Source organism: Metabacillus bambusae (genome assembly GCF_017497975.1).
Taxonomy (GTDB): Bacteria; Bacillota; Bacilli; order Bacillales; family Bacillaceae; genus Metabacillus; species Metabacillus bambusae.
Window position 1 is genome coordinate 1 of record NZ_JAGDEL010000046.1, and the last position, 14,743, is coordinate 14,743.

A 14,743-nucleotide genomic window follows, 5' to 3' on the forward strand; every position below is an offset into this window, starting at 1 on the left:
CAGCAAATCCATTGACGGTAGATGCACCTTTAGATGCAAACTCATGGTGTGGATATATAAAATTAGGTGGAGACAGTTTCGGGAATAATGTAACTCAAATTAATGCTTAATTGGAGTAAATTCCGCAGTAAGAAATATTAAAAAAAGAGCTTACAGATCATTCTGTAGGCTCTTTAACAAGCTCTAAAATATCAGTAATTTCACATTCAAGTACTTCACAGATCTTAGCTAAATTATCTAAGGGTAACCTTACTGTTTGATTGTGGTACATTTCATTAATTGAAGGTACTCTAATTTCAGTTTTTCGGGCAAGTTCTCTTTGTGTCATATTAGCTTTATCAAGCATCTTATCAAGACGGATTACTACTCTCATTCTATCACTCCTTAATTGTTACGTTTAAAATAACACTTAGTACTTGTCACGTAAATAGTAACAATGTATAATTACGTTAAACGTAACGATTAGGAGGACAAGCGATGATAAACGATACTGCTAGGCTCATGAATGATTTAGACGTAGTTGTTAGCACTCTTTCTCCTGAGATCGACATTAATAAACTGGTTGTACGACTAGAAGAAGTATTGAGTAACTATGAGATTCACAGAAAGTCACAAAAGGATATTGAAAATGATATCCAAGAAAAAATAGATATTTTCTTGTCCGCCCGGAAAGTTGAAGGTTTATCTAATCTTACACTTGATGGCTACAAATTAGAATTAGGATTGTTTGCGAAATACATGAATAAAGCTGTGGTTCAAATTACAACCTCTGACATACGTAAATTCCTTGCACACAACGAGAACTGGATGATAAGTACAGTGGATAGAAAGTTATCAGTCCTTAAAAGCTTCTTTGCATGGCTTGTAAGAGAAGAAATGTTATTAAGAGATCCAACAGCAAAAATAAAGGCACCAAAGAAACCAAAAAGGCTACCCAAAGGTTTAAGTGTAGAAGAATTAGAAATTGTAAGAGAGTCATGTGAAAACCTACGTGAACGTGCCTTGATGGAAGTAATGTATTCTACTGGATGTCGTTTATCAGAAATACAAAACCTAAAAACTTCGGATATAAACATTCAAGAAATGAATGCTCGAGTAATTGGTAAAGGTGACAAGGAACGTGTTGTTTATTTATCTTTTAAAGCTCTGCACCATTTGAGAAGTTACTTAAAAAGTCGTGATGATGAATGTGAATTTTTGTTTGTTACAGAACGTAGACCCATTAGGAAAATGAGTGACAGAAACATAGAAAGAATAGTTGATCAAATCGAAGCAAGAGCGAATATTTCTAAGAAACTTTCACCTCATACATTCAGGCACACATTTGCTACACTAGCGATGGAAAACGGAGCGGATCTAGCAGACGTGCAGCAACTCCTAGGACATGAAGATCCAGCAACCACTCTTATTTATAGCCATGTATCTGAAGAGCGGAAAAAGCAAGCACATAAAAAATATCACGTTCAATAGGTCCTCGATTAGAGGGCTTTTTTATATGTATGGAGGTGACACTTTGTATAACGAGGGACAAACAGCCGTATTTATTAAGGACCTTACAGGGAGAGAGTATCCTGCTATTGCTGTTGTAAATAGAAAACGTCGTGTAAATGGCCAACGAGAACTATCATTTTCTTTTATATATACTGAGATAAATAAAGATTTTATGGATTATTTTGTTGAGGATAAAGGATTTGGTTGGAAAGTACTCTTCAAGAATGAATGGTATACCATTACTCATCCAGGTTATGCAACAAACGGAGATTTTTTTATCATAAACGTTACAGCAATTCTTAGTTTCTTTGTGGACTTAAACGGATACTATTTACAGGATAAGGTTGAGGATAAATCCTTTACGCCATCTGAATATTTCCAAAGTTTATTTAATAGTACACCTTACTCTTTTGTCATGGTAGATAATCTATATTCAAACACTTTGAGTTATGAGGATAATCAAAGCAAAACGCAACGCTTTTTATATGGTGTTGAACGTTTTGAAGGTGAGTTTACAGTTAAGGGAAAAGTAGCATATTTATATGACCAAGTAGGAAATGAAAAGGATGTTATCCTTCATGAAGATTTAAATATAAACGATGTTACTATTGAGGTAGATGCAAGTGGATTTCATACATGGGCAAAAGGTTATGGTGATTTACCTGAAGGTGATACAGCTGGTGATTATCAATTAGAAGTTGAATATCGCTCACCTTTAATTGCTAAATATGGTGAAATTGAAGGACCAGCTATTAAAGATGGTAATTTTAAAGATGCTACGAGTTTAACTAATGCAGTAAAAACCCAAGTTGAAAATAGTTATAAAGTGTCAACAAGTATAAATGCGGTTGATCTTACGAATAACGGATATCCAGAAATGGTGTTAGAAGAAGGAGATCGTATTTGGTTATATGTCGATAAATTAAAGTTAAACCAACAAGTGCGTGTTGTGGAAATAGATGAAACATTTGATTGGGAAGGAAATATAATCAATGCCAATTATACAGTGGGCAATGAAAGTATTACTTCACGATATAAAATACAACAATACGATACATTAAAAGATTTCCAAGACATACTTTCAGGGCGTAAACGATTAGAGTACAAATGGTTGCCAGAAGCAGTAAAACGAGCTTCAGAGATTATTAATGGTAATCAAGATAGTTTGTTTAAATATCTTCCTGGCGAAATTATTGGGATTAATCAAAGTAACCCTAACGGCTATATGAGGTTTAATACAGATGGTATAGGATTTAGTCGAAATGGAGGTATTGATTATCAGACAGCAATGACTTATGAAGGGATTGTTGCTGATGCTATTACCACTGGTACATTAAATGCAGCCTTAGTAAGAATTATGGGTGCTAATGGATATATGTTTATGGATGGTGATCAATTTAAAGCTGTTGATCCTACTAATGCTAATAAATATGTGAAAATCATCCCAGGTAAAGCAACTTTTTCGGGCGGTGGAATCGACATCATACGGCCTGATGGCTTCGTTGTAATGGCTAACGGAATGTTAAGTTACGGTTTAGATATACAAGAATCGTTCCCGTTTTATAAAAGTGCTTTAGTTAACGCTCCTGAAGATAGTGTGTGGCTTAATACATTGTCGCATAGTTTACAACGGTGTGGGTTTTACTCATATGAACATGTTACGAGATACCTATATATACAAGTCGGTAGATTTGTAACAGGTGGTGGTTCTATAAATGTTAGGGCGGTAACGTCTAGTGGTATAACTCTAATGGAATTCACATCTAACAATTCCAACCCTGACGATGTTGATTCTGTAAGAACGATTATTGTTGATTTAGGTATTCCTACAGGACAAGCACAATCATTTTATATTGAGATTAGAGCTGTAGGCGAAGGTGCGCAAGCATACTACAGAAGAGTTAGGATGTGGCAAAACGGATGATGAACATTTTATTATTTTGTGATACTGACGAAAATGGAAATATTACAGAGAGTTTAAAGGGGTTCAGAGTTATCCCTAATCAACAGTACCAACATTTCTTTTACCTACAAGAGGATCTTAATGTTCTTGATTACAAAGTTATAAATAATCAATTAGCAAAAATTCCAATGCCTCCACAGTTTGTTGATATAGAATTAACAAACAATACCGTGGAATTGCTCTGGGATAACGTGGAGAACGAAAAAGAATACCAGGTTTATAAAAATGACCAATTGTTAGTTGTATCAGATGACAATATCCATATTGATAGCGAGATTACAGAGGGTTCTATTTACACTTACAAAATCAAAACTGTTTCAAATGAAAATCTTATTAGTGAATTTAGCGAATCATTTGTTATTGAAATACCAATTACAGAAGTAGATCAGCAACAGTCCTAAGATAGGGCTTTTTATTTTGCCTTTAAGGAGGTGAGATCCACACCATGTTAAAAAAGGAAGGGGGCGATTGCAATGTCACAGACTTCGGGGGATTTAGTAATGAACACATTCGAGAAGGAAATCGTGGAAATAAAAGGTGAAATCAGAGACCTAAAAAAAGATATGACCGATATTAAGAGCAAGTCCATAAGGCACGATGAGCAGATTAACTCCATCAACCGTGCATTGGACAGCATAGAAGATAATACAAAATGGATTCGACGTACGATTACTGGTGCGATAATAACAGCGACTTGTACTGGAGTAATAGGTGGTGCAATCGCTATTTTTTATGTGGTTTTACAAAGATAAGGAGGAGATTAATATGAAAAAGGATATCGCAACATTATTAGGTGGATTCCTAACGGCTTTACTAATGTTTTTTGGGACGATTGGTATTTCATTCGAATGGTTCACAATGGACAGCATTAATGCCTTCGTGATTCTTATCGGTGCTTTTGTTGCCTTGGTTATTAATGGCTATGCCGTATGGAAAAACACTTTTGTTACAAAGAAAGCTCAACAATTTAAAGAGAATGCTTTAAAAGCTCAAGGAATCATTAAAAAATAAGCTGCTCATTTGAGTGGCTTTTTATTTTATCTAAAAGGAGAGGGTAAGTAATGACATATACATTTCAATCATTACCACAATTAATAGATTTGAGAGGAAAATTAGCTAGTAAGGGAGATTATTCAAAAAGAACAAGAGCTATCACTCATCGAGTATGGCATCATTCGTTAACAAAGAAGCATTTGGCTGGATCAGATGCAGCTAGTTTTGCTGCTTATCATGTAAATGCTCTTGGATGGCCGGGTGTAGGTTATTCTTTAATTATTGAGCCGAAAAATGTTATACAAACTTCTAAAGGTCCGCGTGCTCGAATTGTATATGCTAATGATATTGATCGTCGCACTTATCACGTTGGAAACAGTAATCAATTCTCGTTAGGGATTTGTGTAGCTGGTGATTATCGATATGACACAATGGATGATGCAACTATCGCTTCTATCGCTGACCTGCATGCCTCTTTAATAAAAGATAATATCGGTAAATATGATACATCTCACAATGAAATGCCAGGTTATAGCTGGAAAGCCTGCTGTGTTTATGATTATAGGAAATTAGTTAAATGGGAAGGTTCCTTGACTCCTTCAAATCCAACACCTATTCCAGACACTTACATTATTCAAGAAGGAGATACGTTTTGGAGTATTGCACATAAAGATGGAGCTGGCGGTGTAACAGTTAATGATTTAATCAAAGCGAACCCAGGAGTAGATCCTACCAAGTTAAAAGTCGGTCAAAAGATTCTTTTTGGAAAAGCAAAAGTGCAATCAAAACCTGTTAATAAACCAAATTCATCAACAAGTAAACCAAGTGGAAATAGTTATATTAAGAAATTCCAACAATGGTTAAACACTTTTTATAAAGCAGATCTTGTTATTGATGGAGTATATGGCCCGAAAACAAAGGCAGCTGCAATTAAAGCACTGCAGACAGAGTTAAACAGACAATTTAATGCTGGATTAGTTGTCGATGGTAAATGGGGCCCAAAAACTCATTCAGCTATCCGAACAGCTTCAAAAAGAGCAGAAGGAAATATTACTCGAATTATTCAAGGGATGTTATATTGCCTTGGATATGATCCTAAAGGGTTCGATGGTGATTTTGGTAATGGGTGCGATGCAGCTGTTAGAGAATTCCAAGATGATGAGAATTTAAGTATTGATGGAAGAGTAGGGAAGAATACATTCTCTAAAATGTTTTAATTAAAAGAGAGCCTTCCTATTTGGTGGGCTCTCCTTTGAAGTACATATCTAGTAACTTTGTACAGTGCATTTTTAACGCATAATCCCAATACCTCTTAAAGCCGTGATACCCACGTACATAAAAATCATACTGCCAAAATTCCACGTTATCTAAAAATGGTTCTTCAACTTTCATCTCTAATTTCTTCATTTCAGCCTTCATATCACGTATTTCAATTCTAATTTTCTTTAAGATATGTTCTACGAGCTTTATATAAGGTTCATTTAACTTGAAATTAGCTCGCTCAATTGTTTTAAGATCACTCTCCAACACATTAATTAGATATGTTCGGACAATGAAATTGTGTATGAGTTCTTCTTGATCCTTTGATATTGGAGCTTTCATTTATCATCTACCTTTTAATTTATTTCTCAACTAATTGTGCATTAATTGAAGGCGATTCGCTATCTCCATTACCTGCATATCCACCATAAATTGTTATAATTTCACCATCTTTAATTTCCATATCTTCTATATTATTGTTTTTCACATAAAAAGTACCGTCATCACCATCTAAAATAAAAACTTCCTCTTGATCCACAGTGTATTCACTTAGAGATGTTACCTGACCTTGAATTTTAACTATAGTTCCAACGGGTATAGATTCATTTAAATATCTGTCATAGGTAAACACAGATGCTTTTTTCTTATAATCATCTGTTTGTGGCTGATTTCCGAGCGGGATAACAATTATTAAAGATATTAAAAAAGCAGTAGTAGAAATTATACTTGGTTTATTACCAAATCTCTTTCTTTTTACAAATAAAAAAATTGAAGAGATACCTAGCAACACTGTTATTATAAATACCAAAATAAATAAACTCACAATTTCATTCCTCCTCAAACTTGTATAAATCATCAACTTTGACATTAAGCAATTTCGCTAATTTCCATAAGATATCTGCTTGGGGGTAAGCTCCAACTCCATTAACCCACTTACTAAACTGTTGAGGCGTTACTCCCATTTTTTCGGCTATTTGTTTTTGTCTAAATCCTTTTTCAGCTAATATTATTCTTATTTGTGGAACTAGCATAATATTACTCCTTTATTTTAACTTACTAATATATTCCTCAAAACAATAAAAATCCCTTTATATAAGAAAGTTATTATTATTTATGATTTTTTATCAAAATTGACAACATACAAGCTATATGCCCATATACATATATCACAACCGTAAAACAACGGTAAAACGGAGGCCTCCACATTACCTTGTCTGTTAAACGGTAGTATAACAACTGTCTAACGGAGTGATTAAGATGATTCTCGGAATTGATGCTGGTAACTACGAGACTAAGATATCAACACAAGAAGGTGTTCATAAGTTTCGATCTTTATTAGGTGAATGGAGAGATCGTAACTTTAATTCTGTATACGGGAATGACATGGAATATGTATACCAAGGTAGGATGGGCTTTGCTGGGGATATTGTTGAGCATGAATGTGAATTTATTAGAGAAAGGTTTGGAGATACAAAGGCTCATGAGGATGCAAAGCTAAGGATTCTATTAGCAGTCCATCAATACAGTAACGATAAAGAAAATGATATTGTGGTTGGTCAACCGATAAAAACGCATACACCAGATCAGAAGGAAACCATTAAGAAGATGTTAATAGGATCCCACAAGCTCACAGTTAATGGAGAAACCAAAACTTTCAATATAAGAAACATTGATGTAGCACCAGAAGGAGCAATTGCTTATTGGGCTTATGAAGGCCTAGAACAGCACATTAGATTTATCGATATTGGTAGCGGAACAATTAACTTCGCTTCCGTCCACAAAGGAAGGTTCGTGGATAGAGATAGCTTCACTGTTGACTATGGAGTAAATAGTGTAAAGGCATTAGATTTTAATAGTTTAGCAGCTGCAATTATTGCAGAGTCTTCAAAGAGATGGAAGCAAGATGATCCAGTAAGAGTATGTGGAGGAGTGGCAGAGGAAGTTATTAACAACTTATCCACACATTACAGAAATTGCGAAGTAATTAAACCTTGGGATCTACACCCGGTTTATACAAATGCAATTGGATGCTTCGAGTTAGCGAGGGTTCTGTATGAGAGAAAGTAAAGGTGTCAGCTTCAATGTAGATGATCCGTTTGAATATAAATTATTGCTATTCGCATTGCAACAAGGAGCTTTTAGTAAATACATTAAAAGACTCATACAGCGCGATATGGAGGGTGTTTCAATTCCGGCAAGTCAACCTATTCAAGATCAAGTAATAAAGCAATTTGATTCACCTGGTATTGCAGATAGCTTTATATGATAGGAGGTTTTTATGATGACATACGTCATTGTGGATCATGAATCTAGAAAAGGACGAATAACTCCTGATTTGGATACAGCTTTACGATTTGTTGATTTAGGTTTTGAAATATATTTCTTTTTTAGTTCCGATTTAAGTGAAGTAAAAAAGGTACTAAATCACATGTCAGAAGAGGGTTGGGTTTAGGTAGTTGTGGGGTTGTCTGTAAATTCTATTATCTGAATATTAATTTCAATAATTTTCCTCACTCCAAGTCAACTCGCTTCACTCCTCTCCTTTTCGTTCTAAATAAAACATTAGTTTTTAGTTATATTCAATTGTCCTCACTTGTCTACTTTAGTTTTGAGTACTTGAGTAATTACTTAAGTAATTACTTTAGTTTTTACCTTAGGAGGGATTAGCCTTGATTAGCTTGGTCACAAAGGCAATAAAAGGGGCTTCAAAGATCAGCAAAACGGATCTGAGCAACCCACTTAACCAGGATACAGTTTCATTTATTGTGGATATCGTGAAGGAAGTAATTAAGCCTTTTTAGGTGGTGGGATGAATGTTTAAAACTTTATATTTGTTCGGATATAAAATTGTTGTGAAGGTTTATACGCACGGTTCACAGTATGGAATACACGAAGCTCCAAGGATAAGCAAAATGGAAGTATTAAAAAACGGGAAGAGATTGTTGAATTATGATCGTGGTTGGGAATTTAATTACCTTCCTCATCACACTTATAAATGGCTAATTAAAATTATCGATTTGATTGTTTAGGAGGATTGTAATGAAAAAAGAATTTATTGAATTTCTAATGAAACGTTTAGGATCAAAAATTGATGATGCTAAGAATGTGGATGTTAGTGACCTAGATCCAGTGTTAGATGATATTGAAGTTTACGCGAACACAATATTAGAGATTGCCAAGGAGGCACTTTTACCATGATTAAATGGATTGTTATCGGCTGCTACGTTGCTCATAAAGTCTGGTGGAAAAGATCACATAGGGAAGTAACGGTTAATTGGAAGGAGTTTTTCTGATGGGATTCACAACGGTTTTATCCACAGTATTTAAAACTGTCGCTGAAACTAGGAAACTACCATTATGGAAATATCGTGAATTGGATCAGCAACCTATGCTATACAGTTCAAATTATTTAAAGGAATTAGTTAAGGGTGCAAGAGATAAAGAAAGTTTAGCGAAAGTCGCAAAATACATTAAACGTCATGAAGCAGAGGGGATTGAAAGTTATCAGGTTGTATTGAAGATTATTACCAAGGTAGCAAAGGAGTTGACGTTATGAATTTTGTTGGTGTATCCACATCAAGTTTCCTTTCAATGTCTCCAGCTATGATAGGAGCTTATGTATTAGTTGGTGGAGTAGGAGTTGTTTGTATTCTTTCTGGTGTATTAGAACGTAAATTATTCGGTGGATCCTTTTCATTTGTGTATGACTGGATAAATATCGGATTAAAAATTGGAATGCCCTTAGCTTTTGTTGCTCTGTTGTTACGGTTTATATTCTCTTTGTGAGGTGATTAGATGTTTTCTAATATTAAACCATTCATCAATAAAATGAATGCTAAAACAATTTTAAAACGGGCTTTTGATGCAGGTCAGATTTACTTATCAGCAAGAAACAATGGGGGTAAAGAATTAAGGAGATATCCCAAAATTCATAATGTAGATATTAACCAGGATTTCACTCGATTTGTTTTTACATTACCAATTGGGTTAGATCCAAAAGAAATAAGTAAAAAGGGATTTGTATTTAAACAAGTGTTTGGTCCACACATTGAACTGACAGGTGAAATCAAAAAATATACGCTGGAGGTTTATAAAATGGGTATGGAAATATCTTTTAAATACAATTTTGAGGAAATACGAAATGTTATTAATCCTGGTAAGTTACCTATTGTGTGTGGTAAAAATCGCCACGGTCAAATTATCTGGTATGACATGAGGGACCTTCCGCATATTCTTATCGGTGGTGCAACCGGATCAGGAAAGTCCACACAGTTAAGGCAGCTGCTAACTACATTAATTATTAAATTGAAACCTAGTGAACTAGAATTATATTTAGCTGATTGTAAAAAAGCAGAGTTTCATATTTTCCGAAACATCGAACATGTAAAAGGGAATGTTGTTTTAACAAAAGACATTAAGAAGATGCTTGATCATATTTCAACGCAAATGGATGAGAGAAGTAACTTGTTAGATGTTTTTGGGGTTGCTCACATTGATGATCTTCCACAGGATCAGAAAAAGCCATATATCGTTTTATGTATTGATGAGTTTGTTATGTTACGAAAGGAAGCAAATATAATGGAGAAATTAATTGAACTTACAGCACTAGGTCGCGCATTAGGGATTTTTGTCATCCTTTCTATGCAACGTCCAGTTAAAGATGTTCTTGATACTACAATTCGATCAAACCTTAATGTTGCAATGGGATTTAAGGTAAGGGATAAAATTGAATCTCGTGTAATGAATACTCCAGGTTCAGAAGATATTACTGTTCCTGGAAGGTTCTTTATGGATACTAATGGTGATATGACAGAAATTCAATCACCGTTTTTAGAATTAGAAGATGCTAAGAAGTTACTGGAACCATTTAAAGTTGCTCCACAAGATGTTAAGGAAGTTTTTGAAGAGGAACCTCCACAGAACGACGATACTAAGCAATTAACTTATGATGATGTTTTTGGAGATGATGATCGATGAGGAAGAGAGACAGATTGATAATTGAAACGTTAGAACAGTTTCGTGCTTTACGTTCAGATCAGATAGCGGAAATGTTTTTCAATCATACCAAGAGTCCAATAACAAATGCAAACTTTGTGCTGAAACGTCTTAGAGATCGTGGTTATATAGAAGCAAATACAAAAATGATGCAGCCATATGTTTATTTTCCTAAACCAGCAAGAATAAAACAGGATGGCCAGAAAATTGATCACTTTTTAAAAATTGTAGACTTTTATCTGCAGCTGAAGCGTTCAGGCGGACCAATTAAATTATTTCACGTTGAACCTCAGTATATGGAAGGAGCAATACGTCCAGATATCCTTGTATCTTGGCGTGACAAAATATGGTTTGTTGAGATACAAAATTCACATTATACTCACAAGGTTATGGCTGAAAAGATGAAAAGATATCAGACATTTTATGATTCGGATGATTGGAAGAAGATTCAATTTGTTAAATCATTTCCTCGAGTATGGATAATCTCAGACCGCAAATATAAAATCGAAGTGGAAGGATTTAAGGTACTCCAATCGAAAAGTGTTAGTGATTTATTAAAACAATTAGCACCTTCTGTACCAAAAAATGACACCAAAAAACGTGTTGGTGGGAATGGTGAAATTAAAGTGAGGATAGGGTAAAAAAAGCTACAGTTTAACGCTGCAGCTAAAAAAAATAATAAACAGACGCCTGTCCACAGTTATTAAAAAAGCCCCCCCAAAACAACCCCCAAATAAGTGGGGGAGAATACATTAATCTACAAAGTATATAATAAATAAAAAACCCTAGAATCATTGATTTAACAATGTTTCTAGGGTTTCCGTTATTGCTCTTTACAAAGCAATTTTATTAACGAGAGTAGAACTCAACGATAAGAGATTCGTTAATTTCAGCAGGTAATTCAGAACGTTCAGGTAAACGAGTGAATGTACCTTCTAATTTGTCTGCGTCGAAAGTTAGGTAATCAGGTACGAAGTTGCTTACTTCGATTGCTTCCTTAACGATATCAAGGTTGCGAGATTTTTCACGTAAAGTGATTGTTTGACCTGGTTTAAGTTGGTAAGATGGGATATCTACACGTCCGCCATCTACAAGGATATGACCATGGTTAACTAATTGACGAGCTTGACGACGAGTACGTGCTAAGCCTAAACGGTATACTACGTTATCAAGACGAGCATCAAGAAGAATCATGAAGTTCTCACCATGTTTACCAGCCATTTTGCCAGCTTTATCAAATAGGTTACGGAATTGGCGTTCATTTACACCATACATATGACGAAGCTTTTGCTTCTCTTGTAATTGTAAACCATATTCAGAGATTTTTTTGCGTTGTCCTGGACCGTGTTGTCCTGGAGCATATGGACGCTTTTCTAATTCTTTACCTGAACCACTTAATGAAATACCTAAACGACGAGAGAGTTTCCAGCTTGAGCCTGTATAACGAGCCATGCTAACTCCTCCTTTATGTTTTTATTTTTGCATAAAATAAAAACCAGACTGATTGGACAATTATGCACATTTTGTTTTCATGTATCCTCGCTCCAGCAGCATAGAGTTACGCGATACACCTCCTTTGTAAAAAGGGGAACAAAATGAAATCAAAACTGCTACATCAATAGGCTGCATATTTTATACACAACGAACATTATATGATCTTATACGTATAAAGTCAAGAAGCTTTATACTTTTTAGTCTAGAAAGTTTCTACACTCAATACCAAATAAAACAAAAATCATATTAAGGTGTTAGAGGATATGACAATTTATCAATTAGTTTCCTAGTTCATCTAGAATTCTTATTAGGCTCTTTTAGCGTTTCTTATAATGAATTATATAGAAAGGTTTATACAATTAATAATTGGATACTGATAAAGGAGAAGGTAGATAAGCTAAAAACTTTAGCCTATTACATATATAGTAAGAAGTTTTATGATATAATTAATGAGAGATTTTTCTTATATTATATGATGGTTTAAATCCGTCATATTCAGCTTGTAACATGATTGTGTGGGTGAAATATATGGGTGATCAATTGGTTGTTTTGGCGATTAAGAGTACTTTTTTTGAATTTTTAAGTGACAATCACCAGCAACGTTCAATAAATGAAATTATAGAAAAGCTTACAAGTGTTTTAAAAAGGGAACTATGTATTAACGATGCAGTTTTCTATTCATATAACAAGCAGATAGATTACCTAACACCATTTATGAAAGACAATGGTTATCCGGTTAAAGCTGTGCCACACGACCTTCAGTACGGTAAGTTATATTTTTTTGAAGAACAAGCCTTCATCCCAATTATTCAAAATGATACTTTACATGGCTTAGTCGAGCTAAAAGGATTAAATATAAGTGAATTTTCTAGTACAACATTAGATGAAGTGGTCAAATCTTGTTCATCTTTTTTTGCACATAGTTTAAATTTAGTTCAGATATCACTGAATGAACAGAAATTCAAACAATTATATCGATTAACTGAAAAATTTCATTCTTTTATGAATAAAGATGATGTACTTTACGAGCTAGTTACTGCTTTACAATCTATGTTTTTTGAATATAATTTCTATTTATTTTTATCACATGATCATGAAAACCATGTAGATTTACCAATAAAAGATTTAGGTTTTGATCATCAAGATGGTAATGAAATGGCTATGGAAGCCTTTGTCACAGGTAACGTTCAAAGGTCATTTGATAAAAAGAATAGGCAAACGATTGTTTATACTCCATTAAAGGGGAAACAGGGAGTATATGGTGTGCTTCAGGTCGTTGCAAATCATGGATTGCAGTTTGACGATGAAAATGTAAATTTTGTAGCAATGCTAGCAAACGCTGCAGGAACCGCCTTAGAGAATGCACAATTGTATGAGCAATCGAAAAGGTTAATAAAGGACTTACAACTAATTAATGAAACATCACATCGTTTAAATAAGAACTTAAGATTAACAGATACGATGACGTATATGTCATCAAGAATATTAGATTCTTTTAATGCAGATGAAGTTGGATTTTTCTATATTAATCATAATGGTTCGATTCAAATCTTTCCTGGAAGTACGAATTTCTTTAATACAGACGAAGTGAAGCAATATATTCAGTATGTAAGAGAGAAAATAGAAAAGGATTTAGAGGGACTATTTATTGGCGATATAACAACATATATAAAAGATTCACCATATTCATCTGTTATGGCTGTTCCTATGGTTCAGAGTGAAAATCTTAAAGGCTTTGCATTAGTACTCCATAAAGATGCCTATCATTTTTCTTTTGATATGTTTAAGTTGCTTCAATCATTAATTCATCATTCAACACTAGCACTGACAAATTCATTGTTAAGAGAAGAGCTTGAAACATTGGTTAAAACAGATCATTTAACACAATTATTTTCTCGTAACTACTTTAATGATTTTATTGAAAGCTCGATGCAAAAAGACCGGCAAGGAACCTTTGTGCTAATTGATATTGATAATTTCAAAAAAATCAATGACACGTACGGTCATCAAATCGGTGATGAAGTACTCGTTCAAGTAGCAAATATAATTAAAAATAATATTCGTGAAAATGATATTGGAGCAAGATGGGGTGGAGAAGAACTTGCCGTCTATCTTCCACAAGTAGATCTTGCATCTGGCATTTCAGTAGCGGAGAGAATTGTTAAGCGCGTTAGGGAAAATACTAGCCCAATGATAACTATTTCCTGTGGAGTTTCTTATTGGAATGTTGAAAACGACAAAAACTTCCATCGACTATTTAGCAGAGCAGATAAGGCATTATATGTCGCTAAAAATGAGGGGAAAAACCAAGTGATTGTACAGCAATAAAAAAGTGAGCTGAATTTAATATGGTACCTATAGAAAGGACACTTATAAAAGAGTGTTTCATCTATAGGTATTTTTTTATATACTTTAATTTAAAGATAATGGGGATTAGGGGACAACATGAGTAAAATAACATTTTCAACTAAAGAGATAAAAGTACTTCAAAAGAATCCGAATATAGAACGTGTTAGCGAGCGATCCATTACTTATACAGATTCCTTT

The 14,743-nt window shown here is 34.2% G+C and carries 22 protein-coding genes; 17 read left to right on the forward strand and 5 right to left on the reverse strand.

All coding sequences use genetic code 11. The features are described from left to right. Positions 1–157 precede the first annotated feature (157 nt). Complete coding sequence (locus I7822_RS29000; protein ID WP_207982503.1) at positions 158–373, reverse strand: helix-turn-helix domain-containing protein; 216 nt, start codon at positions 371–373, stop codon at positions 158–160. A gap of 104 nt (positions 374–477) precedes the next feature. Here I7822_RS29000 and xerA point away from each other — a divergent pair, with 104 nt between their 5' ends. The 6 genes from xerA to I7822_RS29030 all read left to right on the forward strand — a co-directional run bounded on the left by xerA (position 478) and on the right by I7822_RS29030 (position 5,664). After that, positions 478–1,470 (forward strand): site-specific tyrosine recombinase/integron integrase, encoded by a 993-nt coding sequence (gene xerA, locus I7822_RS29005; protein ID WP_243459750.1) that lies wholly within the window; start codon positions 478–480, stop codon positions 1,468–1,470. Between the two features lie 43 nt (positions 1,471–1,513). Next, on the forward strand, positions 1,514–3,415 hold the full coding sequence (locus tag I7822_RS29010) for a phage tail protein (RefSeq protein ID WP_207982504.1): 1,902 nt from the start codon (positions 1,514–1,516) through the stop codon (positions 3,413–3,415). Further along, positions 3,412–3,855, forward strand: a complete 444-nt coding sequence (locus I7822_RS29015; protein ID WP_207982505.1) for a hypothetical protein — start codon at positions 3,412–3,414, stop codon at positions 3,853–3,855. Before I7822_RS29010 ends, I7822_RS29015 begins: the two co-directional genes overlap by 4 nt. Positions 3,856–3,927: 72 nt before the next feature. After that, positions 3,928–4,206, forward strand: coding sequence for a hemolysin XhlA family protein (locus tag I7822_RS29020; protein WP_207982506.1), 279 nt, complete (start codon positions 3,928–3,930; stop codon positions 4,204–4,206). Between the two features lie 13 nt (positions 4,207–4,219). Then, entirely contained in the window at positions 4,220–4,465 is a 246-nt protein-coding gene (locus I7822_RS29025) for a phage holin (RefSeq protein ID WP_207982507.1), read from the forward strand. A 50-nt stretch (positions 4,466–4,515) separates the two neighbouring features. Then, on the forward strand, positions 4,516–5,664 hold the full coding sequence (locus I7822_RS29030) for a peptidoglycan-binding protein (RefSeq protein WP_207982508.1): 1,149 nt from the start codon (positions 4,516–4,518) through the stop codon (positions 5,662–5,664). 16 nt (positions 5,665–5,680) lie between these two features. Here the strand turns inward: I7822_RS29030 and I7822_RS29035 are convergent, their stop codons facing one another. From I7822_RS29035 to I7822_RS29045, 3 genes are read right to left on the reverse strand one after another with little or no spacing between them, the layout of a single operon-like run. Next, complete coding sequence (locus tag I7822_RS29035) at positions 5,681–6,049, reverse strand: YhjD family protein (protein ID WP_207982509.1); 369 nt, start codon at positions 6,047–6,049, stop codon at positions 5,681–5,683. A 19-nt stretch (positions 6,050–6,068) separates the two neighbouring features. Further along, positions 6,069–6,530 carry a hypothetical protein gene (locus I7822_RS29040; RefSeq protein ID WP_207982510.1) on the reverse strand — a complete coding sequence of 154 codons (462 nt, stop codon included), beginning with the start codon at positions 6,528–6,530 and terminating at the stop codon, positions 6,069–6,071. Between the two features lie 4 nt (positions 6,531–6,534). Continuing rightward, positions 6,535–6,738, reverse strand: a complete 204-nt coding sequence (locus I7822_RS29045; RefSeq protein ID WP_207982511.1) for a helix-turn-helix domain-containing protein — start codon at positions 6,736–6,738, stop codon at positions 6,535–6,537. A 226-nt stretch (positions 6,739–6,964) separates the two neighbouring features. Between I7822_RS29045 and I7822_RS29050 the strand changes: the two genes are divergently transcribed. The 10 genes from I7822_RS29050 to I7822_RS29090 all read left to right on the forward strand — a co-directional run bounded on the left by I7822_RS29050 (position 6,965) and on the right by I7822_RS29090 (position 11,343). Continuing rightward, positions 6,965–7,774 carry a ParM/StbA family protein gene (locus I7822_RS29050; RefSeq protein ID WP_207982512.1) on the forward strand — a complete coding sequence of 270 codons (810 nt, stop codon included), beginning with the start codon at positions 6,965–6,967 and terminating at the stop codon, positions 7,772–7,774. Next, a complete protein-coding gene (locus I7822_RS29055) occupies positions 7,761–7,973 on the forward strand; it encodes a hypothetical protein (protein WP_207982513.1) in 213 nt (70 codons plus the stop codon). Before I7822_RS29050 ends, I7822_RS29055 begins: the two co-directional genes overlap by 14 nt. Before the next feature lie 12 nt (positions 7,974–7,985). Next, positions 7,986–8,159: a hypothetical protein gene (locus I7822_RS29060; protein ID WP_207982514.1), complete on the forward strand. Its 174-nt coding sequence runs from the start codon at positions 7,986–7,988 to the stop codon at positions 8,157–8,159. A gap of 217 nt (positions 8,160–8,376) precedes the next feature. After that, positions 8,377–8,508, forward strand: a complete 132-nt coding sequence (locus I7822_RS30375; RefSeq protein ID WP_279382035.1) for a hypothetical protein — start codon at positions 8,377–8,379, stop codon at positions 8,506–8,508. Between the two features lie 12 nt (positions 8,509–8,520). Further along, positions 8,521–8,736: a DUF7678 domain-containing protein gene (locus tag I7822_RS29065; protein ID WP_207982515.1), complete on the forward strand. Its 216-nt coding sequence runs from the start codon at positions 8,521–8,523 to the stop codon at positions 8,734–8,736. Between the two features lie 10 nt (positions 8,737–8,746). Continuing rightward, a complete protein-coding gene (locus tag I7822_RS29070; protein ID WP_207982516.1) occupies positions 8,747–8,905 on the forward strand; it encodes a hypothetical protein in 159 nt (52 codons plus the stop codon). 94 nt (positions 8,906–8,999) lie between these two features. After that, the gene (locus tag I7822_RS29075) at positions 9,000–9,263 is read left to right on the forward strand and encodes a hypothetical protein (protein WP_207982517.1); all 264 of its coding nucleotides are present in this window, start codon (positions 9,000–9,002) and stop codon (positions 9,261–9,263) included. Next, positions 9,260–9,493: a hypothetical protein gene (locus tag I7822_RS29080; RefSeq protein WP_207982518.1), complete on the forward strand. Its 234-nt coding sequence runs from the start codon at positions 9,260–9,262 to the stop codon at positions 9,491–9,493. The genes I7822_RS29075 and I7822_RS29080 overlap by 4 nt, the downstream gene beginning before the upstream one ends. A 9-nt stretch (positions 9,494–9,502) precedes the next feature. Then, positions 9,503–10,684: an FtsK/SpoIIIE domain-containing protein gene (locus tag I7822_RS29085; RefSeq protein WP_207982519.1), complete on the forward strand. Its 1,182-nt coding sequence runs from the start codon at positions 9,503–9,505 to the stop codon at positions 10,682–10,684. Then, complete coding sequence (locus tag I7822_RS29090; protein ID WP_207982520.1) at positions 10,681–11,343, forward strand: replication-relaxation family protein; 663 nt, start codon at positions 10,681–10,683, stop codon at positions 11,341–11,343. Before I7822_RS29085 ends, I7822_RS29090 begins: the two co-directional genes overlap by 4 nt. Positions 11,344–11,551: 208 nt before the next feature. Here the strand turns inward: I7822_RS29090 and rpsD are convergent, their stop codons facing one another. Continuing rightward, positions 11,552–12,154 carry a 30S ribosomal protein S4 gene (gene rpsD / locus I7822_RS29095; protein ID WP_207982521.1) on the reverse strand — a complete coding sequence of 201 codons (603 nt, stop codon included), beginning with the start codon at positions 12,152–12,154 and terminating at the stop codon, positions 11,552–11,554. 570 nt (positions 12,155–12,724) lie between these two features. On the opposite strand from rpsD, the gene I7822_RS29100 reads away from it, so the two are divergent. After that, a complete protein-coding gene (locus I7822_RS29100) occupies positions 12,725–14,524 on the forward strand; it encodes a sensor domain-containing diguanylate cyclase (RefSeq protein ID WP_207982522.1) in 1,800 nt (599 codons plus the stop codon). Positions 14,525–14,743: the final 219 nt, after the last annotated feature.